Origin of the sequence: Bowmanella yangjiangensis, from assembly GCF_017255015.1 — a bacterium.
Classification (GTDB): domain Bacteria; phylum Pseudomonadota; class Gammaproteobacteria; order Enterobacterales; family Alteromonadaceae; genus Bowmanella; species Bowmanella yangjiangensis.
Window position 1 is genome coordinate 396311 of the sequence record NZ_JAFKCS010000001.1, and the last position, 23187, is coordinate 419497.

Annotated in this window: 18 protein-coding genes; 10 read left to right on the forward strand and 8 right to left on the reverse strand. The window is 49.1% G+C overall.

From position 1 onward, the window contains the following. Positions 1 to 4: 4 nt before the first annotated feature. Entirely contained in the window at positions 5 to 1489 is a 1485-nt protein-coding gene (dgt, locus tag J0A65_RS01765; protein WP_206592387.1) for a dGTPase, read from the reverse strand. 101 nt (positions 1490 to 1590) lie between these two features. After that, entirely contained in the window at positions 1591 to 3525 is a 1935-nt protein-coding gene (locus J0A65_RS01770; RefSeq protein ID WP_206592388.1) for an alpha/beta hydrolase family protein, read from the reverse strand. Positions 3526 to 3664: 139 nt separating this feature from the next. Here J0A65_RS01770 and J0A65_RS01775 point away from each other — a divergent pair, with 139 nt between their 5' ends. Further along, complete coding sequence (locus J0A65_RS01775; RefSeq protein ID WP_206592389.1) at positions 3665 to 5422, forward strand: monovalent cation:proton antiporter-2 (CPA2) family protein; 1758 nt, start codon at positions 3665 to 3667, stop codon at positions 5420 to 5422. 4 nt (positions 5423 to 5426) lie between these two features. Here the strand turns inward: J0A65_RS01775 and J0A65_RS01780 are convergent, their stop codons facing one another. The 4 genes from J0A65_RS01780 to J0A65_RS01795 all read right to left on the reverse strand — a co-directional run bounded on the left by J0A65_RS01780 (position 5427) and on the right by J0A65_RS01795 (position 8859). Further along, positions 5427 to 6038: a GntR family transcriptional regulator gene (locus J0A65_RS01780; RefSeq protein ID WP_206592390.1), complete on the reverse strand. Its 612-nt coding sequence runs from the start codon at positions 6036 to 6038 to the stop codon at positions 5427 to 5429. 1 nt (position 6039) lies between these two features. Then, positions 6040 to 7203 carry a benzoate/H(+) symporter BenE family transporter gene (locus J0A65_RS01785; RefSeq protein ID WP_206592391.1) on the reverse strand — a complete coding sequence of 388 codons (1164 nt, stop codon included), beginning with the start codon at positions 7201 to 7203 and terminating at the stop codon, positions 6040 to 6042. Positions 7204 to 7665: 462 nt separating this feature from the next. Continuing rightward, positions 7666 to 8271 carry a LysE family translocator gene (locus J0A65_RS01790; protein WP_206592392.1) on the reverse strand — a complete coding sequence of 202 codons (606 nt, stop codon included), beginning with the start codon at positions 8269 to 8271 and terminating at the stop codon, positions 7666 to 7668. A gap of 9 nt (positions 8272 to 8280) precedes the next feature. Continuing rightward, positions 8281 to 8859 carry a thymidine kinase gene (locus J0A65_RS01795; protein WP_206592393.1) on the reverse strand — a complete coding sequence of 193 codons (579 nt, stop codon included), beginning with the start codon at positions 8857 to 8859 and terminating at the stop codon, positions 8281 to 8283. 691 nt (positions 8860 to 9550) lie between these two features. Between J0A65_RS01795 and J0A65_RS01800 the strand changes: the two genes are divergently transcribed. From J0A65_RS01800 to yjjG, 6 genes are all read left to right on the forward strand, one after another. Continuing rightward, the gene (locus tag J0A65_RS01800) at positions 9551 to 10396 is read left to right on the forward strand and encodes a TetR/AcrR family transcriptional regulator (RefSeq protein WP_206592394.1); all 846 of its coding nucleotides are present in this window, start codon (positions 9551 to 9553) and stop codon (positions 10394 to 10396) included. Continuing rightward, complete coding sequence (locus tag J0A65_RS01805) at positions 10393 to 12726, forward strand: efflux RND transporter permease subunit (protein WP_206592395.1); 2334 nt, start codon at positions 10393 to 10395, stop codon at positions 12724 to 12726. Before J0A65_RS01800 ends, J0A65_RS01805 begins: the two co-directional genes overlap by 4 nt. Then, entirely contained in the window at positions 12692 to 13489 is a 798-nt protein-coding gene (locus J0A65_RS01810; RefSeq protein WP_206592396.1) for an outer membrane lipoprotein-sorting protein, read from the forward strand. Before J0A65_RS01805 ends, J0A65_RS01810 begins: the two co-directional genes overlap by 35 nt. 10 nt (positions 13490 to 13499) lie before the next feature. Further along, positions 13500 to 14684, forward strand: a complete 1185-nt coding sequence (locus J0A65_RS01815; RefSeq protein ID WP_206592397.1) for a hypothetical protein — start codon at positions 13500 to 13502, stop codon at positions 14682 to 14684. A 109-nt stretch (positions 14685 to 14793) separates the two neighbouring features. Further along, complete coding sequence (gene yjjX / locus J0A65_RS01820) at positions 14794 to 15330, forward strand: inosine/xanthosine triphosphatase (protein ID WP_206592398.1); 537 nt, start codon at positions 14794 to 14796, stop codon at positions 15328 to 15330. Between the two features lie 9 nt (positions 15331 to 15339). Continuing rightward, the gene (gene yjjG, locus J0A65_RS01825; protein WP_206592399.1) at positions 15340 to 16017 is read left to right on the forward strand and encodes a pyrimidine 5'-nucleotidase; all 678 of its coding nucleotides are present in this window, start codon (positions 15340 to 15342) and stop codon (positions 16015 to 16017) included. Between the two features lie 12 nt (positions 16018 to 16029). Here the strand turns inward: yjjG and J0A65_RS01830 are convergent, their stop codons facing one another. Together J0A65_RS01830 and J0A65_RS01835 are read right to left on the reverse strand one after the other, a co-directional pair. After that, positions 16030 to 16647 carry a YigZ family protein gene (locus J0A65_RS01830; RefSeq protein ID WP_206592400.1) on the reverse strand — a complete coding sequence of 206 codons (618 nt, stop codon included), beginning with the start codon at positions 16645 to 16647 and terminating at the stop codon, positions 16030 to 16032. A 53-nt stretch (positions 16648 to 16700) separates the two neighbouring features. After that, positions 16701 to 17111, reverse strand: a complete 411-nt coding sequence (locus J0A65_RS01835; RefSeq protein ID WP_206592401.1) for a hypothetical protein — start codon at positions 17109 to 17111, stop codon at positions 16701 to 16703. A 289-nt stretch (positions 17112 to 17400) separates the two neighbouring features. Between J0A65_RS01835 and J0A65_RS01840 the strand changes: the two genes are divergently transcribed. From J0A65_RS01840 to J0A65_RS01850, 3 genes are read left to right on the forward strand one after another with little or no spacing between them, the layout of a single operon-like run. Then, positions 17401 to 18474 carry an endo-1,4-beta-xylanase gene (locus J0A65_RS01840; RefSeq protein ID WP_206592402.1) on the forward strand — a complete coding sequence of 358 codons (1074 nt, stop codon included), beginning with the start codon at positions 17401 to 17403 and terminating at the stop codon, positions 18472 to 18474. Then, entirely contained in the window at positions 18471 to 20171 is a 1701-nt protein-coding gene (locus tag J0A65_RS01845; RefSeq protein WP_206592403.1) for a glycoside hydrolase family 43 protein, read from the forward strand. The genes J0A65_RS01840 and J0A65_RS01845 overlap by 4 nt, the downstream gene beginning before the upstream one ends. Positions 20172 to 20173: 2 nt before the next feature. Next, the gene (locus J0A65_RS01850; RefSeq protein WP_206592404.1) at positions 20174 to 23023 is read left to right on the forward strand and encodes a glycosyl hydrolase 115 family protein; all 2850 of its coding nucleotides are present in this window, start codon (positions 20174 to 20176) and stop codon (positions 23021 to 23023) included. The last annotated feature ends 164 nt before the right edge of the window (positions 23024 to 23187 follow it).

Here is a 23187-nt window from a genome sequence, read left to right on the forward strand (position 1 = left end):
ATGACTACGCGCTCAGGGCCAGGAGTTCGCGATACTCATCCAGGGCATACTGGTCTGTCATGCCGCTGACCATATCCTGAATCAGTCGGCAGCGGTAGTAGCCCTCCCACAAAGGGATGTCTGTATCTAAGTGTTTTACCGCCAGTTGATAGGCGCTGATATGTTTATTGGCCAGGCGTTTAGCCAGACGCGATTCAATCAAAAGGTCGCGATGACCACCGTCAATAACTTGTTGGAAATCGTCTGCCGAGAGTGCCAGCAGAGGCCGGTACTGGTTGAGCAGCTCACTGATGATTTTGTAGCCTTGAAGCTCAAGGGTTTCAACCTCTGCCACACTGAAAATATGCTTGATGGCGACTTTTTTGAAGGTCTCGATTAAACGGTGGTTAAGGGAATCATCTTCCAGCAATGCGCGGTTAAAATTACCGCTATAAATGCTCTCAATATTTTCCACAAAGGCCTCGACAGCATGTTGAACCAGCGGGTGAATTAAGCTAACCCGCAGCCACATAAAATACTGGTGAGCTTTGTTCAGCGGCTCTTGTTCGGCGCGTTTTAGTACATAATCCATTACCTGGCGAAAACTGCGTGGTTCACGGCCATTGCCGGGGAGGAAGGGCACATTGGCCAATCCTTCTGCGCCGTCGAATTCCTCGATGAGTAATTGGGTTAAATGCGGATAGTTCAGCAGCCCTTTTTCTACCCCATCTTCAATATCGGCCAGGCAGTAAGAAATATCGTCAGCAGCTTCCATTAAATACGCCAGGGGGTAGCGACAATACTGGCCCAGTTCAAGCTCCTGTTGCAGGGCTTCAACATAGCTTAGCTCGGATAAATAATAGCCGGGTTTTTTACGCAGATAGTTAAGTGGCTGGTCTTTAGCTGGCTTGGCCTCATAAGCGGGGCGGGTATATTTCAGCACACAGGCGGCCTGCATATAAGTCAGATTCAGCCCCAGCAGTGAATGCACCAGGCGAATCGCCTGGGCATTGCCTTCAAAACTGGAAAGGTCCGCTATTATTTTATCTTTCAGCGGGCTGTCGGGCTGCTTATCAAATACCGGCAGAGTACTGAGATGATCACGAAACCATTTGGTAATGGCCGCTTCACCAAAATGACCAAATGGAGGATTGCCGATATCGTGCATCAGGCAAGCCATCTCCACCAGCGACTCGACCGCCCTTTCAAAGCCATCCAGGCCATAGTCGGCCGCTTTGTCACCTAACTTATCGTACAGCGTGCGCACCAAAAATCGCCCGGTCTGCTGTACTTCCAGACTGTGGGTCAGGCGTGAACGCACCGCAGCATTGCGCTCCAGCGGGAAAACCTGGGTTTTTTGCTGCAAACGGCGAATGGCCGCTGACTGAATGATTCTGCCGCGGTCACTTTCCAGCGCTCGTTCCAGCTTGCGAATGTCTAGTGGTAAAGTTTCACTGTGTTTCCCATAAGGGCGAGCAGTACTGAGTTTGCGGCGAAAATCGATTGGCATAGACAACTGTGATTAGCTGAACTGAATGGGCTAATGCTACCTGTTTTGTGCAGGCTGTTGTCAAATTATTACATCTGACAACAGCCTGCCAACCGGTAAGATTACAGATAGGAGTTAAGGAAACCCTCAAGCTCCCGCAATACCGTCAGGCGATTTTCTTCAATCTCCAGATAGTGGTTACCTTTAGGTAATTCCACATAACGAACATTCTTTTTCAGATCCTGCAGCTCTTCTGCCATTTCGCGGCTGTGTTTGACCGGTACAACCCGATCTGCCTCACCATGTAACAGCAATACTGGTGCTTTAATGTTCTCTGCCAGATGCAGGGGCGAGGTGGCGCGCAGTTGCTTGGTGTTTTCGCCTAACTGCTTCTTCACTACTTTGTTATTGGTGTAGCGACGGGACTCTCGCAGGATCATGGTTAAGTCTGTTACGCCATTGATACTGGCTGCGCATTTAAAGGTATCCCCTTGTGTTGCCACGCCCATTAAGGCGGCATAGCCGCCATAGCTGGCACCCACCAGACAAATACGTTCTGGTAACGCCAGTTTCTGAGCAACAAGCCAATCCGCCGCATCTTGCAAGTCACGTTGCATCTCTTTACCCCAGCCCTGGACTGAGGCTTGCTCAAAATCAAAGCCGTAACCTGATGACCCCCTAAAGTTGGGTTGCAGTACCAGATAGCCCCGGTTGGCGAGAAACTCCGTTAACCAATCAAAGCCGCCATAGTCGCGGGCCATGGGGCCGCCATGGGGTAGGATAATGGCAGGAAGTGGTTGCTGTTCGGTGATATGTCTGGGGTAGGTCAGATAGGCTTCAATGGATAAGCCGTCCTGGGCTTGGTATTGCACTTTAACCTTGCCGGACAGGTTATTCTCATCCAGCAATGGATATTGAGACGACAGTACATCTAACTTGCGAGTATCACGGTCACCAACGAAGTATATTCCGGGTTGATCATCAATAAAGCTCAGCAGTACATACTGGCGCTCGTTGTTGCTCATACTGACGATAATGTTTGATGCGTTGGGCAATACTTTATCCAGGGCTTTTTGAAAATCCTGATAACTCTTATCCCAATAGATGCGGCCATTATCAGCTTCGCCATGTGTTACACCAATAACATCACCGGTTTTATATGAATACAGCAGACGGCCTTCAATATCGTAATCAGGATCCGCGTAGACCAGTTCTTTGTGTGCTTTATCTTTGCTCAGATCAACTTTGAATATGGCGTATCTGTTGTTGTGCAGGGCTCGGATGTAAAGAATATTGGGGTCTTTATCAAAACCCAAAATGTTAATATCGGGTGCATCAAAAATCTGGTACTCCCACAGGGTCTCCCACTCATCGGTTTGCAGATTTTTATGCACATAGAACACGCGGGTATCGTCCAGTCCAACCCCTAGCCTGACTCGCCCTTGTCTGTCAGCATGCCAATCGTGAATGTCTTCTTTGGCTTGTTGAAGTTTCTGGCGGCCAGTGTGCTTTAAGCTTAACTTGTATACGCTCGGAAGATTGGGGATATCGGCATCTACAGCCAGTAAAAAGTGCTCATCGTCCTCAGGAAGCAAGCTGACGACGTTATCCTGAAATTGGCTGGCATGATCATCAGACAGTCCGGATGTTCTGGCCTTAAATGCTGGCTCAAGTTCACTGTCCCCCCTGATATTCACTTTGAGTAAGCGGGTTTCGGTTACCTCAACCCGGTAGCGTTTGGTGGGGAAGCGGGCACTGATTAGTAAGGTGTCATTATTCGCCCATTGATACCAGTTAATCTTGAACTTCTGATTGTCGGTAACGGCCAGTATCTTCGGCTCCATGCTTTGGAGATTGACACTCATAATTAAGGTATTTCCCGACTCATTTCTGAGCATGGCCAGATGTTGTCCATCAGGCGCAAGCTTTACCTGGCTGACTGCTGGTAAACTGCCGAAAGATTCAAGTGGGAGTTGGTGCTGATTGGGGTTTGCTTCGGCTTTAATGGCTGCAAATACAACCAGGCTAAAGATCACTGTGGATAGTAAGGCGTGCATAGCAAGTTCCTTTGCGTACTATTATTATTTTCCTATTACTGATTGATTTTAAATAGATTCCACTTTTGGTCTAGTGTTTTCTTTGCCCAGTAGTGACGAGTTTGGAATACACCAAACTGCCCATAATTGAGGAACACAGATGTCAGCTTTGGCAACCGGATTAGTCTTTCTTATCGCCGCCGTGATAGCAGTGCCACTGTTTAAGCGCCTTAAACTTGGTGCCATCCTCGGCTATCTGGTTGCCGGGGTGATTATAGGGCCATCTTTGATGGGGCTTATTCACGAGCCTGACCATGTTCTGCATGTTGCTGAGCTTGGGGTTATCCTGCTGCTGTTTGTGATTGGCCTTGAGCTTGAACCGAAAAAACTGTGGTCTATGCGCCAGGCTGTGGTGCTTACCGGTGGTGGCCAACTACTGATTACTTCACTGGTGTTGGTGGGGGCATTGGTATTCGGAGCCTCGCAGCAATGGCAACCCTCCCTGGTGATAGGCTTGGCGCTGGCATTGTCTTCTACCGCCTTTGCTATTCAACTGATGGCAGAGCAGGGCATTCTTAAAACGCCACCGGGTCAACAAGGTTTTGCCATCTTGCTGATGCAGGATCTGGCGGTCATTCCCATTCTGTTGCTGGTGGAATCTCTAGCCGGCAGTGATGGCACTGCGCCGCCCTGGTGGCTGAGTTTATCGGCTATTTTGATGGTGTTGGTGGTTGGTCGGTATCTGTTAAATCCTTTCCTCAGGTTGCTGTCCCGCTATGGCAATGAAGAAGTGATGACGGCGGCAGCCCTTTTGATTGTCATCGCGACCGCTCTGGTAATGGAACAAGCCGGTTTGTCTATGGGGATGGGCGCATTTCTGGCCGGTATGTTGCTGGCTAACTCCAGTTTCCGTCATCAGTTGGAAACCGAGATAGAGCCATTTAAAGGCTTGCTGCTGGGGCTGTTTTTTATTGCCATAGGGATGAATCTGGATTTGCAATTATTGCTGGATGATCCGGGCTTTATTGTCGGGGCCAGTTTACTGCTGGTGGTGATTAAAACCTTGATTATAGGTGGTCTGCTAATCATGGCCGGTCAGAATAACGGCGATGCTGTCAGAGTGGCGTTGATGCTGTCGCAAGGCGGTGAATTTGCCTTTGTGGTGATGACCACGGCTGCCGGTAAGGGACTACTAGATGCAACGCTGGCTAATCAGGTTAGCCTGATTGTGGGGATTTCCATGGCGATGACATCGCCCCTGGTTATTTTGTACAGCCGTTGGATAAACAGTCGCCAGTGTCCACCTGTGTATGATACGGCCAGTAATGTCGATGACCCTCAAGTGGTGATTGCTGGTTTTGGCCGATTTGGCCAGATGAGCGCCAGGATCCTGGCGGCTAACCAGATCCCTTTTACCGCCTTGGATAAGGACGCCGCGCATATCGCCTTTGTTCAACAGTTTGGCAATAAGGTGTTCTACGGTGATGCTACCAAATTAGACCTACTCCGGGCTGCGGGGATAGAGCAGGCCAAAGTGCTGCTGATTGCCGTTAACCGTGAAAGCGATGTAATGAAAATTGCTGAACTGGTGCGGGAGCATTTTGGCCATATCCATATTATCGCCCGGGCACATAACCGTCTAACGGTGCGCAATCTCCATCGTATCGGGGTAACCGATCTGGTACGTGAAGTTTATTCCGGTAGCTTGGAAGCGGCTAATCATGTGCTCAAAGCTTATGGTGTATCCAGTGCGCGCGCGGACTATTTGGTGCAAGTGTTTCGTAAGCATGATGAAACCTTACTGGCTAATACTCTCGAAGAGCTGGACGATATGGATGCCCTGATAGAACGCAGCAAACGAGGTCGTGAGCAGTTGGAGTCTTTGTTTCGTCAGGATAGTCAGGACATAGGTAATTAAACGCTCAGCGCAAAAACTTAACCAAAGCCTGACCGGCTTCACTGATATGCTCGCGTAGCAAGCGCTCAGCCAACTCACCTTTGCCTTGGCGCAGGGCATCCAACAATGTGCGGTGCTCAGTTTGGCTGCGTGCTTGGTAATTCAGGCTCAAAGACTGGTAGCCAATGTAACGCTGGCACTGACGCTGAAGATGTTCCACCACCGCAAACAGGGTGGGACGTTGGGCCGGCTGATAGAGGCAGGCGTGAAACTGCCAGTTCAGCTCACCAATTTCTGTGGCCGACAGCCCAGGTTGGTCCATGTGAGTAAGCAGATCCTCTGCCCGCCCCAGAACTTCGGCATTTAATTTAGGTATGGCCAATTCCTGAAGCAAAGGTTCCAGACGCATGCGCATCAGGTAAATATCTTCCACTTCGAGGGCGTCAAACTTAGGTACGGCCACTCCACATTTACCATGATCGGTCAGCCATCCTTGGTTTTTCAGCTTGAGTATGGCGTCCCGGACAGGGATACGACTGACCTGATAATGTTCGGCCAATTCTTTTTGCTTAAGTACCGTGCCGGGTGCGAAGCGACCGGCTTGTAAATCTGCTTTAAGTTTGTCGTACAGGCTCATGTTATTTCTTACTCAAGTACAAGGTCAGCATACCACCAATCAGCCCCCAGAACGCGGCACCAATATCAAAGAAGCTCACGCCTGAGGCCGTAATCAGAAAACATAACAGGGCAGCATCCCGTTCACTGGTATCCTGGAGTGCTAAGGACAGGCTGTTACCTATAGTGGCTAATAATGCCAGTCCAGCGACGCTCGCTACTAATGCCACAGGCAAAGCGATAAACAATGCAACCACTGAAGCGCCAGTGAGGCCGGCCAGAATATAAAAGAAACCGGCTGACAGGCCTGCCACATAGCGTTTGCTGCTGTCAGTATGGGATTCCGGGCCAGTACAAATGGCGGCAGTGATGGCTGCCAGGTTAAAGGCAAAACCACCCAACGGGGCTAGGACTAGCGAAGTCAGGCCGGTACCCGTCAGTAGCGGTGAGATGGGGATATGCTGATATCCGCTGGCTTTGAGGGTAGCAATGCCGGGAATATTCTGTGAGGTCATAGTCACAATAAAAAGGGGCAGACCCACACCCAGTAACACGCTTAGATCAAATTCGGGCCAAACCAGCACGGGTTGGCTGAATGCCAATGCAACATGACTGATATCCAGTTTATTCATCAGACTGCTGCCAAGCAGCCCCACCGCTAAAACCAGCATAATGGTGTAGCGGGGCTGCCAGCGCTTGGCAAGCAGGTAGCTGATTAGCATAGCAGCCACTAGCCCTGGCTCGGCCCGCAAGGAAGTAAAGATAGCCAGGCCGAATTGCACCAGAATGCCAGCCAGCATGGCACTGGCAATGGAAGCAGGAATACGCCGCATCAGACGGTCAAATCCACCTGATACACCCAGTAAGATGGTTAAAACAGCGCAAAACATAAAGGCACCGATAGCCTGAGCTATAGGAACGCCGACTAAGCTGCTGGCCAGCAGAGCCGCGCCCGGTGTTGACCAGGCCGTGATAACCGGTGCCTTGTAATACCAGGAAAAGCCAATACAGGTCAGTCCCATACCCAAACCCAGCGCACCTATCCAGGATATCATCATGGCCTGGTCTGCCCCTGCGGCCTGAGCAGCCTGAAAAACGATCGCCACTGAACTGGCAAAGCCAACCAACACAGCGACAAAACCCGCGCTAATAGCCGACAGGCTCAGATCTTTTCGCAACTTGCACAAAATGTATACCTTTTGAAAAATGTATACATTTATTTTTAGTGAAGTGTTGTCTAATTGCAATAGCCAATGGCAGATACCAAGGACTTAGCTGAATAAAAAATTGTTGTATGTAATCTGGTAATCCCAGGCATGGGCTGCTTCACATCCGATAGCGTTTTTCCTGCCCATCTTTGATGACTGCGTTGACATCCAAATGGATAAAATGCCCGCCCGTTCGGCTAATTCTTCTTCAAGCTTCTATTGGCGCTGCACCACCGGCTGATAGCATGGGGGGAGGCTTCTGCCACCGGTGTCTTTATCGGGAATATCACTTAGCAGATAACTGAGCTCTTTGCTGTACTTTGCAATCAGCGCTGGAAGCGGTAAACATTGAACTAATTCCCACAGTGCTCCTGATACCATGGTGTTCAACACTAATGCCGATTGAACACCATACCAGGATTGCGCGTAAATTGAGGCAATTCAGCGCTGCATTACCAGATCCAGCAAGCCTGGCAGCAAGGAAGCGACCAGCAGCAGGGCCATACTGATATTAAACAGCCTCAGATTGCCCGGCGTGTTGATAAAGCGCTTGAGGCTGGTACCAAACAGTAGCCAGACTATGGTGCAAGGTGTGCCAAAGACAAAGAAAAACAGCGCAATTTGCAAGACTTGCCAGGTGTAGTTACTACCTGCCTCTGTATAAGTTGCCACTGCGCCAACTATCATGATCCAGGCCTTGGGATTCACCCATTGAAATAGGGCCGCCTGCATAAAGCTAAAGGGCTTACGATCCTTAAGTTTAATGCCATCCACCGGTGCTGAGCCAATTTGCCAAGCCAGCCACAGCAGATAAAGGGTGCCTACTACTTTCAGCACATCGTGTAACTGAGGGAAGGCAGTAAATACGCCAGCCATACCTAATCCAACCGCCACGACCATCAGGGTAAAACCAATATCTACCCCGAGCAGGTGTCCAATGCTGCGCTTAACTCCATGGTTAAGGCCTGATGCCATTAACATCAGATTATTTGGACCTGGGGTAATAGATGCTGAGATCACAAACATCAGCAGAGCGGCGTATTCCATCTGTTTGTATTACTCCCAAACCAGTTTTCTAAAGTGGGTACGGCACATAGACACATATTTATCATTGCCGCCTACATCCACCTGCGCTCCTTGTTTTACCGCTTGCCCCTGTTCGTCCATACGCACCACAAAGTTCGCTTTACGGCCGCAATGACAGACCGTTTTCAGCTCTACTAATTTATCCGCCCAGGCCAGCAGATAGTGGCTACCTTCGAAGGTTTCGCCAGCAAAATCTGTGCGCAGACCATAGGCCAAAACCGGTATTTTAAGCTCGTCAACCACGAAGGTCAGTTGCTGTACTTGTTGTTTAGTCAGAAATTGCGCTTCATCGATAAATACACAGTCGACACGTTGTTGGCGGTTTAATTGGTTTATGCGTTCTAGCAGATGAGTATCCTGGCCGAATAGCTCCGCTTCAGACTGTAAACCAATCCGCGATGCAACCACGCCAGTACCAAAGCGATCATCCAATGCAGCGGTAAACAGCGCAACATGCATCCCCCGTTCTTTGTAGTTATAGGCTGACTGCAATAGGGAGGTGGACTTACCGGCGTTCATGGCCGAATAGTAAAAGTACAGTTGCGCCATGGCTAAACACACCGTAGAGAAAAAAGAGGGGTATTTTGCCGTTTTAGGCGAATAAAGAGAAGGTCAACATCGCGATGCTTAGTCGTCGTTGGTGAGAAAACCGGGATATGACGAAACCGGGCAGTTGAGCTTGTTGTTCAACTGCCCACTAAATCTGCTCTAGTTACAGCTACGTAAAAAATTCAGGCTTTCTTTGGCGGCTTGACTGGTTGGTGAGCCTACCACATTAAAATGCAATAGCCCCACTTGCTTACACGCTACCGTGTAGGGACTGGTATGGTTCTTTTTTGCCCCTGGGGCAGGACGCCCAGGCTCAGATTTTTGCTTTGCCATGATTTTGTTCCGTAACTTGTTGCTGCTTGGGCGGAAGAGCACCGCCATGGATAAATATTAAACGATTTGGGTATGAAAAGACGTATGTAAAATATGCTTAGCGTATGCGTTTTGTGCATGGTGGTTACGGTGGAAGCTTGACTAACTCCTAGGCTTAACGGAGCTGGTGTTCTTTTTCAGCCTGTGAAGTTGAAGATATCTTTTGCTCCTCTTGCTTTGACTCAACAACAAACTCAATGGTTTGTTGCACCTTAGAATCGCTTAAAAACACTGGCACTCGCAATCCAAATGCTATTGCAGCATTTTCTTAGTGTTTTTGTACAAAATCGTCCTTGCTTTGCATGGAAAACGAACTATTATGACGATTCGTCAAGTTGACGATTCGTCAAAAATGAATTTTAAAATAGGTTGCGATACAGATAAGAGCCCTTGTCTGTTCAAGAAATTTAAAACCAAGCGCCAACAGGCTATTGCCGAGCGGGAGCAGGTATTGCTGTGTCTGGCGGAACGTTTGATGGAAGAACATGGTTTTAGTGGCCTGACCATGGATAAACTGGTGGCTGCCTGTGACTACTCCAAAGGCACCGTCTATAACCACTTTTCCAGTAAAGAAGATTTGCTCAGTGCCTTGTGTATCAAAGCCATGAAAACCGAACTGCAACTCTTCCATAAAGCATCAAATTTCAAAGGTAATGCCAGAGAGAAATTATTGGCGTTATGTTTTGCCTACCGCTTGCATGCGCTATTGCATCCTACTTTATTTTATTGCGTGCTGACCTCCAAAACTCCTGCGGTGGCTGAGCGAGCCAGTCAGGAGCGGTTGGATACACAATTTGTGTTGGAGCAACAACTGGCCGAGGTCTGTAATCAATTATTTGTGCTCGCGATGGAAGATGGGGATCTGCAAGGGCGAGAAGAGGCCGAGTTTGCTCAACTGAGTTTTGCAGCCTGGGCCATGGCGTTTGGCTCTACGGCCCTGATGCTGGCTGCCAGCACGGCACAGTTGGTGCAGGCACTGGAAGAGGAGAAAACGCTCATGTTCAACATGAACTTGATGTTGGATGGTATGCAGTGGTTACCACTTTCCAGCGAGTTTGATTATTGGGACAGTTGGCAGCGCGTTGGTATGGAAGTTTTTGCCGATGAGTTGTCGACGTTGAAGGAACATAGCAAGCACTCTGGTGCTAAGGGGAAAATCACATGAGAGCGGTTTGGTTAAATGCCATATTGTTAAGGCCTTGGTTAACGTTAGGTCTAAGCTTGTTATTGATTGTCGCGGCCGCTGTTGGCAGTAAGAATCTGTATTTCAGAGGGGACTACAAGATCTTCTTTGGGCCAGGTAATGCCCAATTGCAGGCTTACGAAGATATGCAGAGCATTTTCAGCAAAAGTGAAAATGCCAGCATTGTTATTGCCCCAGAATCCGGTGACGTGTTTTCACCGCAAACCCTGGCGTTGATTAAGGATTATACTGAAGCCGCATGGCGCATTCCCTATGCCACCAGGGTTGATTCTATTACTAACTTTCAACATACCTCGGCTGAGGAAGATGATCTATTAGTCGAGGATCTGTTTGAAGATCCTCAGTCCATGAGTCAGGCTGAGATTCAAAAGGCCAGACAGGTGGCTTTGGCAGAGCCGGCACTGGTCGATAAGATGGTAGCTGCCGATGGTAAGGCTGCCATGATTAATATCACCGTGCAGCTCCCAGAAGAACAGTTGGACCAAGCGTTTCGGGATGTGGCAGCGGCAGCACGTCAACTAAGTCATGAATTATCCGAAACCTATCCCCAACATCAGTTTTATCATACCGGGATTGTTTATCTGAACGATGCGTTTGTGACGTCCGCTGAGCATGATGCCAGTACGCTGGTGCCACTGATGTTCCTGACCATTATTCTCATGTTGTGGATATTGTTGCGTTCGTTTACCGGCACCTTGTCGACCGTGGTGGTGCTGATTACCACTATCGTCGCAACTATGGGGATCAGCGGCTGGGTTGGTATATTCCTGAGTACTGCGACGGTAAATGTGCCCACATTAGTCATGACGCTGGCCGTGGCGGATTGTGTGCATGTTATCTCATCTATGCTGTATGGACTGCGTCAGGGTAAGAGCAAAGCTGAAGCCATCCACTATGCCATGGAATTGAATCTGATGCCGGTGTTTATCACCAGTGTAACTACCGCCATTGGTTTCTTAACTCTGAACTTTTCAGATGTGCCGATTTTGGCTGATTTGGGCAATCTAACGGCCATGGGAATCATGCTGGCCTTTGTGTTGTCGGTGACCATGTTGCCGGCGTTGTTGTTGCTGCTGCCTATGCGCGTCACAGTTAAGCAACAAGCATCATCAGGACGTATGGAAGCTTTTGCTGAGTGGGTGATTGCCAACCATAAACGCTTGCTGCCCTTTACCGTTGTACTGACGCTGGTGGCTATTGGTGCCACACTGAAAAATGAAGTGAATGACCAGGCTACCGAGTATTTTAATAAGTCCATGCCATTCAGATTTGCCGCGGATTATCAGGAAGAGCATATCAGTGGTATGGCCACCATGGACTTCGGCTTGTTTCTGGGCGAACCATCGGCGTTGAATAAGCCAGAAAATCTTCAGGTTATTGCCGAATTTACTCAGTGGTTGCGTGAACAACCTGAGATTGACCATGTGGCAAGTATCAGCGACACCTTCATGCGTTTAAATAAAAACATGCATGCGGATGACAATAGCTACTATCGATTACCGGAAGATCGTGAGTTGGCCGCTCAGTATCTGCTGCTGTACGAAATGTCCCTGCCGTTTGGATTGGACTTGAATAACCAGATCAATCTGGATAAGTCTGCCACTCGGGTAATGGCGACCTTGGAAAACCTGGGGAGCAAAGAGTTCACTGCCTTTGAGCAGCGAGCCTTAGATTGGCTTGCACAACGTGCGCCACAGATTGAGGTGAGAGCATCCAGTCCATCGCTTATGTTTGCTCATATTGGCGAAACCAATATGGCCAGTATGCTGCGTGGCACGGTGCTGGCACTTATTCTGATTTCTGCTTTGTTGGTGGTGGCATTGCGTTCCTGGAAAATGGGGGCAATCAGTTTGTTACCCAATCTGCTGCCGGCTGGAATAGGTTTTGGTATCTGGGCAGTGATTTCTGGCCAGATCAATATGGGCTTATCGGTGGTAATGAGTATGTCCCTTGGTATCATTGTCGACGATACGGTACATTTTCTCGCCAAGTATCAGCGGGCCAGAAAAGATGGAGCGGATGCCGAGCAGGCCGTGCGCTATGCTTTCAGTAGTGTGGGTCGAGCCTTGTGGATCACCACAGTGGTGCTGGTATCCGGCTTCGCTATTTTGTCTTTCTCCAATTTTGGCGTGAATGCCGATATGGGTATGTTAACGGGCATTATTATTTTGGTTGCCCTGGCAGTTGATTTCCTGTTCCTGCCGGCATTTTTAATGGTTTTTGATAAAAGCAGCGTGAAAAAAGAGGATAACGCAGATGATACGGATAAGAAGCTTCAAACCACTGTTTAGCCTGTTGTTAAGCCTGTTGCTGGTGATACAAGTGCAGGCTCAAACAGCGGAAGAAAAAGGTTTGGCTATTGCCAAAGAGCGTAAGCAGCGTGATCTCGGCTGGCAGGATAATCAGGCCGAAGCCAGCATGATTTTGCGCAATGCCAGTCGTCAGGAAATTGAACGTCGTATGCGTCTACTGACGCTTGAGGTGCAGAATGACGGCGACAAGGGCTTGACCATTTTTGACCAACCCGCTGATGTGAAAGGCACAGCGTTTTTGAATTACTCTCACGCCATAGAGCCGGATGAGCAGTGGATGTATTTACCTGCCCTCAAACGGGTTAAACGCATCGCATCAAAGAATAAATCCGGCCCTTTTATGGGCAGTGAGTTTGCTTTTGAAGACCTTAGCTCGTTTGAAGTTGCGAAGTTTAATTACAAATACCTGCGAGATGAGCAATATGAGGGGATGGACTGCTTTGTAATAGAACAGCAACCCGCATACGAGCATTCAGGTTATACCAAATTAATAACCTGGCTGGATAAAGAACACTATCGTGCACAGAAGGTCGAGTTTTATGATCGTAAAGACAGCTTGCTGAAAACACTCACCATGCACGACTATCAGCTGTATTTGGATAAATACTGGCGTCCGATGAAATTGTCGATGAAGAATCACCAGACCAGAAAAAGTACTGATTTGATTACACACGAGCTACGTTTTCGTACCGGCCTGAGTGAAGATGATTTCAGCCAGGCGGCACTGAAGCGTGCTAAATAGGGAGAGTTGGGTGAAAACATCCTTACTTACTTTGGGCGTGTTACTGGCCGGTTCGGCGCTGGCAGACACGCAGACCAATATCCGTAGCGCCATTGAGCAGCGCTTTTATTTTCAGGATGGTTTGTACCCTGAGCAACATGACAGTGACCTTTCGGTCTTTATTGAGCCGGAGCTTTACTATAGCATCAATGACGGTGCTGACAGCCTGAACTTTAAGGCATTTTTCCGCTATGACAGCCGTGACAGTGAGCGCACACATATGGATGTGCGTGAACTGATGTGGTTGCATGTGGGCAATGCTTGGGAGTTCAGGGCCGGGATTGGCAAGGTTTTCTGGGGGCAAACTGAGTCCCAGCATTTAGTCGATGTTATTAATCAAACGGATTTTGTCGAAGCCATCGACGGTGAAGAGAAGCTCGGCCAACCCATGGTGCAGTTTTCCTTAATTCAGGATTGGGGAACACTGAGCCTGTTTGCTTTGCCTTATTTTCGCGAGCGGACCTTCGCTGGTATGGAAGGGCGCTTTCGCGCACCTTTGAGGATTGACACAGACAATCCCTTATATGAGTCTGACGATGAGCAGAAACACCTGGATTGGGCATTTCGCTACATGGGCTATCTTGGCGATACCGAGATCGGGTTGTCCTGGTTCGATGGTACTAACCGCGAGCCGCTTTTTGTTCCAGCCATGACGGGTGACGAACAAGTGCTCAGACCTTATTACGCACAGATGCAGCAAATTGGGCTGGACATGCTGACGGTCGTTGGGGCTACCTTGTATAAATTGGAAGCTATTCACCGTAAAACCGACCAGGACAGCTATTACGCCCTGACCGCAGGGTTTGAACACACCACTGTGGGGGTGTTTGAAACCGCCTATGACATAGGTTGGTTAATGGAATACCAGTATGACGAGCGGGATGAAATGGCGACCAGCCTCGGTCAGAACGACCTGATGGTGGGTACTCGTTTGGTATTCAACGATATTCGTGGCACGGAAATCTTGATTGCTTATATCCAGGACCTTGATGAAAGCAGCGGACATAGTGGCTATATCGAAGCGTCCAGCCGTATCAACGATAACTGGAAATGGCGCGTGGACGGCTGGTTTTTCAGCTCCGATGCCCCTTCCGATCCCGCCTATTTGCTGCGTCGTGATGACTATGTTCAGCTTAGCCTGGAGTACTATTTCTAGCTTTTTGTGGTGAGATAGTATTCAGCAAATCTATAGCCTGTTAGCCAATATGAGCGACAAATTGTCATAGGGATATGGCACAATGTCGCTTTTGTTATTCGCAGAAAGTATGCAAAAGCTGAGTATTGTGGTGGGTTCCACCAACCCTGTGAAAGTGGCAGCCGTTAGCGGTGCCTTTGAAGCCCTGTTTCCTGACTACCAGATAAGCTGCCAGGGCATGAGTGCGGCATCGGGGGTGGCAGACCAACCTATGAGCGAGGCAGACACCCGCTTGGGCGCAATAAATAGGGTTGAAGCTTGCCAAGCCGCTGTGGAGGCTGACTTCTATGTGGCTGCTGAAGGGGGCGTGGATAGTTTTATCGACGGCCCCGCTACCTTTGCCTATGTGGTGATTGCCAATAATCAGCAGCGTAGCGTTGGGCGCAGCGCTAACTTGCCCCTACCTCAAACTGTCTGGCAAGCCTTGTTGCAAGGTCAGGAGTTGGGGCCGGTGATGGACCGATTATTTGGCGAGATAAACATTAAGCATAAAGGTGGTGCCATTGGTTTACTTACCAATGGACGTGAAACGCGCCAAAGCGCCTATCACCAGGCATTGGTGCTGGCCATGGCCCCATTTCTACATGCTTCCCTATATGCCTGCTAAGGAGACCTGATGCAGTACCCATGGATCCTGTTCGACGCTGACGATACCTTGTTTGACTTTGACGCCTTTGCTGGCTTGAAGCTGGCATTTTCGCGTTTTGAACAAGCATTCGAAGAGCTGGATTTTAAGCACTTTCTGGATGTTAGTATGCCGCTGTGGCGTCAGTATCAGGACGGTGAAATAAGTTCCGAAGAATTACAAAGACGCCGTTTTGCACATTGGGCTGACAAGCATGAGATGTGTCCGGGCGAGATCAACACCCATTTTGTTGAAGCTATGGGACAGACCAGCAAATTATTGCCGGGAGCGCGTGAGCTTCTTGACGCCTTAAGCGGTAAAGCAACCTTGGGGATCATCACTAATGGTTTTACCCGTATGCAGCAGATGCGCTTGGATAGTAACGGTGTCAGCGAACATTTCCATCATCTGGTAATTTCCGAGCAGATAGGGGTGGCTAAGCCGCATAAAGGCATTTTCGAACACACTCTGGCCTTACTTGGCAATCCCCCCAAAGATCAGGTACTGATGGTGGGTGACAACCCGCATGCCGATGTATTGGGAGGGCTGAATGCCGGTATTCACACGTGCTGGTTAAATGTAGAAGGTCAGGTCAGGCCTGAGGGTATCGACCCACATTATGAAATAACCGATTTATTTCAGTTGAAAAAACTGCTGGTAGGGCATTAACGTGCCCTAATCTCATTGTTGGTCGAGTTCGCCTATCTGGATTGCGCCCGCACATAAGTCTGTCAGTGCCTGCAGACATTGTGTTTTTTGGTTGTCTGCAATGGCAAAATGGATACTCACCTGATTGGCGTAATCTGTGGCCGGTTCATCAGTATCAAACTGGCTCAAACAGTGGCGTACATTGGACTCGAGTGGATAATCGAACTCGATGGTAATGGCCGTGCGAGGCACCCACTGCGTGGTGGGAAGGTCTTTTAGAGCGCCGGTAACGGCATCTGAGTATGCTCGCTGCAGGCCGCCGGTGCCGAGTTTGATACCGCCATAATAGCGAATTACGGCGACCACAATCTCACCTAACCCGGAATGTTCCAACACTTTAAGCATAGGTCTGCCAGCGGTGCCTGAGGGTTCGCCGTCATCGCTCATGGAACGTACCGTCGTATCTGGTGAACCCGCTATGTAGGCCCAGCAAACATGGGCTGCCTGTGGATGTGCCTGACGTTGCTGGCGAATGACGTTTTCGGCTGCTTCCCGATTAACCGCACGTTCCACCACAGTTAAAAATCGGCTGCGTTTGATCTCAAACTCATACTGATGAGGGGCGGAGGGAACGGGAAAACGACTGCTCATGAAGACACTTGGTTGACGATATCGTCCGCTATTATGCCATAAAAGCAGTGTCGCTAGCTGAGCATTTCTTCGTTTGATTGAGCTTCTGTGGGAGTATTTGGGGAGCTGATTAACCACGCCAGACCTTGCTGATCCTGGTAGAAGTTACGCAGTGGCAAATTTAATTGCTCGGCATAGGCTTGCACGAACTGTTGACGTGCATCGGTAGGCTTAACGATTCGGGCTATCTGTAAATTACACAACAGAGGTTCAAGCCTATCTAAAATCGAAAGCACACTGGCGCTATCATAGCTAAGTTGAACTTGTCGTAAGTCAACCAGGGCTTTTCGGCATTGATGGCGATTGGCGAGACTATGCAGTTTATTATAAAGGGCGAGTATGTCGCCTGGATCCGCCACGCCCTTGGCGGTAGAAAACAATACACCTAGAGATTCATCGTAACTGTAAGTCGCCAAAAATTTCATTTTGTATTCTCAAATTCCCTCTCTATTCAATGTTTAGCACAGAAAGTCGAAGAGGCAAGATCAGTTTCCGGGTAACGTCAGACACCGTCTTGGCGTATCACCATTGCACTTATTTGTGTCAGGTCTCACTGTCAAAATAAAAAAACGCAACCCGACTGCCCGCTTTCATAAGCCCTACAACGTTGATTAAAAACATGTTTTTCCATCTAATTCTGGCATGTTCACTGATCAGGACAGAGTAAGCTCACATCCGTTATTTGCCGGTGTCCAGTAAACAGGAGGAAGGAACATGTTGTTTGAATTTAAACCTAAGTGGTTATTGCTTAGTACCTGGTTGATATCAAGTGCAGTGATGGCCAACGTAACACCATTGGCACTTAAGTCTATTGCTGATTTCCCAATTGGTGTTGCAGTTCCAGTTGATCCGTGGCCGAACAGCTTACTGAGGAGTAAGCAGCGACAAGCTTTGGTCGAGAAACACTTTTCCAGTTTGACCGCGGAAAATGGGATGAAGATGGCTTACTTACAGCCTCGGCCTGGTGAATTTGAATTTACTCATGCTGATGCGCTGGTTAATTATGCCAAGTCCCATGGGCTGGTCGTGCATGGTCATGCCCTTGTATGGCATACGCAAGCAGCGCCCTGGATGGATGAGTATCAAGGCCCAGCCTATCGCTTTACTGAAATGCTTGATTCACATGTGCGAAATGTCGCGACACATTTCGCCGGAAAGTTGAAAAGCTGGGATGTAGTGAATGAAGCCTTTACTGATGATAGTCCAAGTGACTACCGGCCAACAATCTGGTTTAACAACATAGGTCCCGGCTATATAGAGCGTGCATTCAGGTTAGCCAGAGAAGCCGATCCTAACGTTGAACTCTATTACAACGATTACAACATCAGCGGTGCAGTACCTGCTAAATTGGACAGAGTGTTGGCCATGCTAGATGACTTTCTTGCTAGGGGAGTGCCAATCGACGGGTTGGGCTTTCAGGTACATATCGACACCGAGTCACCCTCCTTAGAGGCTATACGTGACGCTTTTTCAAGGGCTGCCAAGCGAGGCATCAAAGTACGAATATCCGAATTGGATATTGCGGTAAATCAGTCTGAACAATATGACGCGCTGAGCCCGGCGGTGGCTGAGCTGCAGGCTAAACGTTATCAGCAAGTAATTCAGGCCTATTTAGATACCGTGCCGCCAAAATTACGCGGGGGCATAACAGTGTGGGGACTGACCGATGGGGACAGCTGGATCCCGGGTTTTAAACAACGCCAGGACTGGCCGCTTCTATTTGATGATAACTTTGCTGACAAACCTGCATTGGTGGGGATGGCAAATGGATTGGAGTCGCAACCATGAGAATTCGTATTGTATTGACCTTCATCCTATTGGCGACGGGATTATTGGGTTGCACTGAGCAACGAGCCACTGTCGCAGTACCACAAACGGCGCAAGCCAGTTTTTCATGGTTTGAATACCAAGGTAGTGACCCGGTTTTTGCTGAACCCCTTGCACCAGACCAGTATCAAAATCCGGTGGTAGCTGGATTCTTTCCTGATCCTAGTATTACCCGTAGAGGCGATGACTATTATATGGCCGTATCCTCTTTTACGTACACGCCAGGTGTGCCAATTTTGCATAGCCGTGATCTGGTTAATTGGCAACTCATTGGCCATGCCCTTACTCGCGAATCGCAGTTGGATGTCTCTGGTGCAAGAGGATCCCGGGGTATTTTTGCTCCCACTTTACGCTATCACGACGGGGTGTTTTACATGATTACGACCCTGATAGATAACGGTGGTAACTTTTTTGTAACAGCTACTGACCCTGCTGGGCCTTGGTCAGATCCAGTATGGTTACCAGAGTTGGATGGCATAGATCCAGATATCTTTTTCGACGATGACGGACGAGTTTATATAGCTCACAATGGTCCACCGCCTGGTGAGCCCTTATATGAAGGACACCGGGCTATCTGGCTGTGGGAATTTGATCCCAAATTGCAAAAAGTTAAGGCCAGCAGCGGCAGAATAATTGTGAATGGGGGAGTCGATCTAAGCAAACAACCTATTTGGATTGAGGCTCCGCATCTATATAAGATCAACGATTGGTATTACTTGCTGTGCGCTGAGGGGGGTACAGCTGATGAGCATTCGGAAGTCGTATTTCGCACTCGTAGTCTTGACCAAGCCTTTGAGCCATATGAGGGGAATCCTATCCTGACTCAGCGTGATCTGGATCCAAGCCGACCTGATCCTATTACCACTGCTGGTCACGCAGATATCGTTCAGACTCCAGACGGGGAATGGTGGGCTATTTTTCTGGCTACTCGAGCTTATGATCAGCGATTCTACAATACTGGGCGCGAAGCATTTTTGTTGCCTGTTAGCTGGCAAGACGACTGGCCGACTATTTTACCCGCAGGAGAGACCGTCACTTACCGGCCAGTAAGACCCGCAGGCCTTGATAATCACCCAGTCCTAGAGCCACTTACCGGTAATTTCACCTGGCGAGACGAATTTAACCAGCCTGCACTCAATTTTCACTGGAGTCTACTGCGTGATTTCGCCCGGCAATGGTTGAAAATTGCAAATGACAAGTTACAGGTGCAACCCCAAGCAGGTAGGTTAAGTAGCTTGGAGCCTGTGAGCTTTATTGGCCGTCGCCAACAGCACATGCATTATCGGGCCAGTACCGCACTGACATTGTCTGCGTCGGGACTTTCCGCTGGGATAACTGCATTGCAGAGTGAAGCATATCATTATTATTTAGGAGTTCGCCGCTCATCTAATGGCACCACCATATTTTTGGAGCAAGCAGACGGTGAAGGGGTAGATATCATTGCATCCGAACAGCTGTCAGTGTCAGGGGACACTGAGATAGGTCTGGCGATTGAAGGCGATAAAGATAAGGTACGCTTTTTCTATCAACTAGATGGTGAAACCTGGTTACCCCTTGGCGGCAGTTTTGATGGAAAGTTGCTCAGCACACAGGTTGCAGGAGGGTTCGTCGGCACAATGCTGGGACTGCATAGTCGTCTTGAGAAACAGGACATCTAGCAATGAATATTCTAAGGATCTTGTGCGGGCTTATTGGGCTTATCAGCTTTTTACTGCAGGCAGATGAGTGGGTGAGTGAGCAGGCGCAGACAGATTCATTTGCGCTGGTGCAACCCGATTCTCAGGCCGCTATTTATCTCGATAGTGACGATTACCCTGGTTTGCACCGCGCAGTTGCCAATTTGCGCGATGATATTTTTAAAGTGACAGGCAAGACGCTGAAGCTGGGCTCTCAGGCAGAAAGCGAGCAATTGGTCATTATCGGTAGTCTTGGACGAAGTGCCTTACTGGATCGACTGGTGCAGGAGGGAAAGCTGGATATCAGCGCTATTAATAGCCGCTGGGAGGCTTATCAAATCCAAGTAATTGAGCAGCCATTACCCGGCGTAAAAAGTGCCTTAGTGATTGCCGGTAGTGATAAGCGGGGCGCTATTTATGGGGTTTACACTTTGTCTGAAGCCATTGGCGTTTCGCCCTGGCATTGGTGGGCAGATGTTCCAGTTAAAGCAAAATCCAGTCTATATGTGCAAGCTTCACAAGCTATTGTAGATGCCCCGCAAATCAAGTATCGGGGGATCTTTCTTAACGACGAAGCGCCCGCCTTAACTAACTGGGTGAAAGATAAGTTTGGTAACTTCAATAGACAATTCTATGAGCATGTGTTTGAGCTGCTGTTGCGCTTGAAAGCCAATTACCTGTGGCCGGCTATGTGGAATAACGCCTTTGCCGATGATGACCCTCGCAACGCGCTGCTGGCGGATGAAATGGGTATCGTAATGGGCACCTCTCATCATGAGCCCATGATGCGCGCGGACAAGGAATGGAACCGCTATGGAGAAGGACCCTGGGAGTATTCCACCAATCGCGACAATATCTATCGCTTCTGGCAACAGGGGGCGCAGCGGCATAAGCAAGTGGAAAGTCTGTTTACCCTGGGCATGCGCGGCCAGGAGGACGAACCCATGAGCGAAGGCGAAAATATCGGCCTTCTGGAACAGATTGTGGCGGATCAGCGTGAGATCCTCTCTGCAACTTTCTCAGGCGACATTCGCCAGGTGCCACAGGTGTGGGCTTTGTATAAAGAGGTGCAGGGCTTTTATGAACGTGGTATGCGAGTGCCTGATGATGTAACCCTGCTGTGGGCCGACGATAATTTTGGCAATATCCGCCGCCTGCCAACCGCAGAAGAGCGCAAACGCAGCGGTGGGGCCGGAGTGTATTATCATTTTGATTATGTTGGCGGGCCGCGTTCCTACCGCTGGATTAACACAGTTCCTATTGCCAAAATCTGGGAGCAGATGCACTTGGCCTGGCAATATCAGGCTGACCGTATCTGGATAGTCAATGTTGGCGATCTCAAGCCCATGGAACTGCCCACCGATTTCTTTCTGCGTATGGCCTGGAACCCCACTGCTTTTACCGCCGCCACTCAGGCCGCTTTTAGCAAGCAGTGGGCTAGTCAGCAATTTGGCCCTGAATACGCAGCGGATATTGCCCGCATCCTCGATGGCTATACCCGCCACAATGGCAGGCGTAAACCAGAGGCGGTTGAGGCTGAGACCTACAGCATTTTGCATTACAACGAAGCCGGGCGGGTGTCGGCTGAGCTTAAGGCCTTAGCAGAGTTAAACCAGCAAGTGGCCAAGGTGCTGTCGCCTGTTTACCAGGACAGCTATTTTCAACTGGTGGCCTATCCACTATTGGCCACTCAGGCGGTGTTTGAACTTAACCATAACTTGGCCCTTAACCGTCTGCACGGCAAGCAGGGGCGTGTGACCACCAATGACTATGCCGACCAGGTACGCTATTGGTTTAACCGCGATCAGCAACTGGCGGCGAAATATCACCAACTGGCGGGTGGACGCTGGATGCATATGATGTCACAGCCGCATATTGGGTACACATACTGGCGAAACCCTCCAGCCAATTTAATGCCAGTGTTATCCGTTCATGAGCCGGTTGTCGAGGCTGTCGCGGACATGGGTGTCGCTATTGAAGGTAGCGCTCTTTCATGGCCGCTTAATGAACCTGAAGGGCAAGATTTGGTGCTGCCTGAATTTACTTTGTATGGTCAAAAACAACGTTACATTGATGTGTTTAACAAACAGAGTGCCCCGTTTGATTTCATCGCTAAGACATCAGCACCTTGGATAACCTTAAGTCACGAAACTGGTAATGTTGAAACGCTTCAGCGTGTTTGGGTCAGTATTGACTGGCAGCAATTACCTGTTGGAGAGCATCAGGGGTGGGTGCATGTGCAAGGTACGGGATGGGGAGGAGCACGTATTTTTGTGCAGGCCAAAAAAAATGCCCCACCAAAGGGGAGTGGATTTGTTGAAGCTGACGGTTATGTTGCCATGAGCGCAGCCCGCGCTAATATCCGAGGAAATACTGAAAAAGCCTGGTGGGCTACTGTTCCTGGTCATGGCTACTTTGGTCAATCGACCTCCTCTTTTACACATATTGACTATGTATGGCAGCCCCATGAAGCAACGCCTTACCTAGAGTTCCCCCTGTATTTGTTTAGTCAGGGAGAATTTGATCTGCACCTGTGGCTCGCTCCCAGTTTAGGGTTCGTTCCTGATCGAGGGATGCGTCTTGCGGTAGGACTAGATGAACAAACACCTGTTACATTGGATATGCTCGCAGATAACAGCCAACAAGAATGGGAGCGTACAGTGCTCGATGGCTTACGTAAGGTCACTACACCAATTAAGGTTGAGCAGCCGGGTCATCAAAAATTACGCGTCTACCTGCGAGATCCTGGTGTAGTGCTGCAAAAGCTGATTCTGGATACTGGCGGTCTCTATCCAAGCTACCTGGGACCTCCTGAGAGTCAATATATCGATTAATGACATCCAAGCGGCGACGTGATTCGCCGCAAACAGGCTATTTACGGTGACAGATCGTTATGTTTTCTCACTTAAGTGACTAAGGCGGTCTGTCATCAATCTTAACACCCTGATTACCTTTGCCTTGCTGGCTCAGTCCCTTTCAATAAACGAATGTTTATTAA

Coding starts and splice junctions, on each gene's coding strand:
- dgt (WP_206592387.1), bottom strand. CDS start 1,489: ATGCCAATCGATTTTCGCCGCAAACTCAGTACTGCTCGCCCTTATGGG.
- J0A65_RS01770 (WP_206592388.1), bottom strand. CDS start 3,525: ATGCACGCCTTACTATCCACAGTGATCTTTAGCCTGGTTGTATTTGCA.
- J0A65_RS01775 (WP_206592389.1), top strand. CDS start 3,665: ATGTCAGCTTTGGCAACCGGATTAGTCTTTCTTATCGCCGCCGTGATA.
- J0A65_RS01780 (WP_206592390.1), bottom strand. CDS start 6,038: ATGAGCCTGTACGACAAACTTAAAGCAGATTTACAAGCCGGTCGCTTC.
- J0A65_RS01790 (WP_206592392.1), bottom strand. CDS start 8,271: ATGGAATACGCCGCTCTGCTGATGTTTGTGATCTCAGCATCTATTACC.
- J0A65_RS01795 (WP_206592393.1), bottom strand. CDS start 8,859: ATGGCGCAACTGTACTTTTACTATTCGGCCATGAACGCCGGTAAGTCC.
- J0A65_RS01800 (WP_206592394.1), top strand. CDS start 9,551: ATGACGATTCGTCAAGTTGACGATTCGTCAAAAATGAATTTTAAAATA.
- J0A65_RS01805 (WP_206592395.1), top strand. CDS start 10,393: ATGAGAGCGGTTTGGTTAAATGCCATATTGTTAAGGCCTTGGTTAACG.
- J0A65_RS01810 (WP_206592396.1), top strand. CDS start 12,692: ATGATACGGATAAGAAGCTTCAAACCACTGTTTAGCCTGTTGTTAAGC.
- yjjX (WP_206592398.1), top strand. CDS start 14,794: ATGCAAAAGCTGAGTATTGTGGTGGGTTCCACCAACCCTGTGAAAGTG.
- yjjG (WP_206592399.1), top strand. CDS start 15,340: ATGCAGTACCCATGGATCCTGTTCGACGCTGACGATACCTTGTTTGAC.
- J0A65_RS01830 (WP_206592400.1), bottom strand. CDS start 16,647: ATGAGCAGTCGTTTTCCCGTTCCCTCCGCCCCTCATCAGTATGAGTTT.
- J0A65_RS01835 (WP_206592401.1), bottom strand. CDS start 17,111: ATGAAATTTTTGGCGACTTACAGTTACGATGAATCTCTAGGTGTATTG.
- J0A65_RS01840 (WP_206592402.1), top strand. CDS start 17,401: ATGTTGTTTGAATTTAAACCTAAGTGGTTATTGCTTAGTACCTGGTTG.
- J0A65_RS01845 (WP_206592403.1), top strand. CDS start 18,471: ATGAGAATTCGTATTGTATTGACCTTCATCCTATTGGCGACGGGATTA.
- J0A65_RS01850 (WP_206592404.1), top strand. CDS start 20,174: ATGAATATTCTAAGGATCTTGTGCGGGCTTATTGGGCTTATCAGCTTT.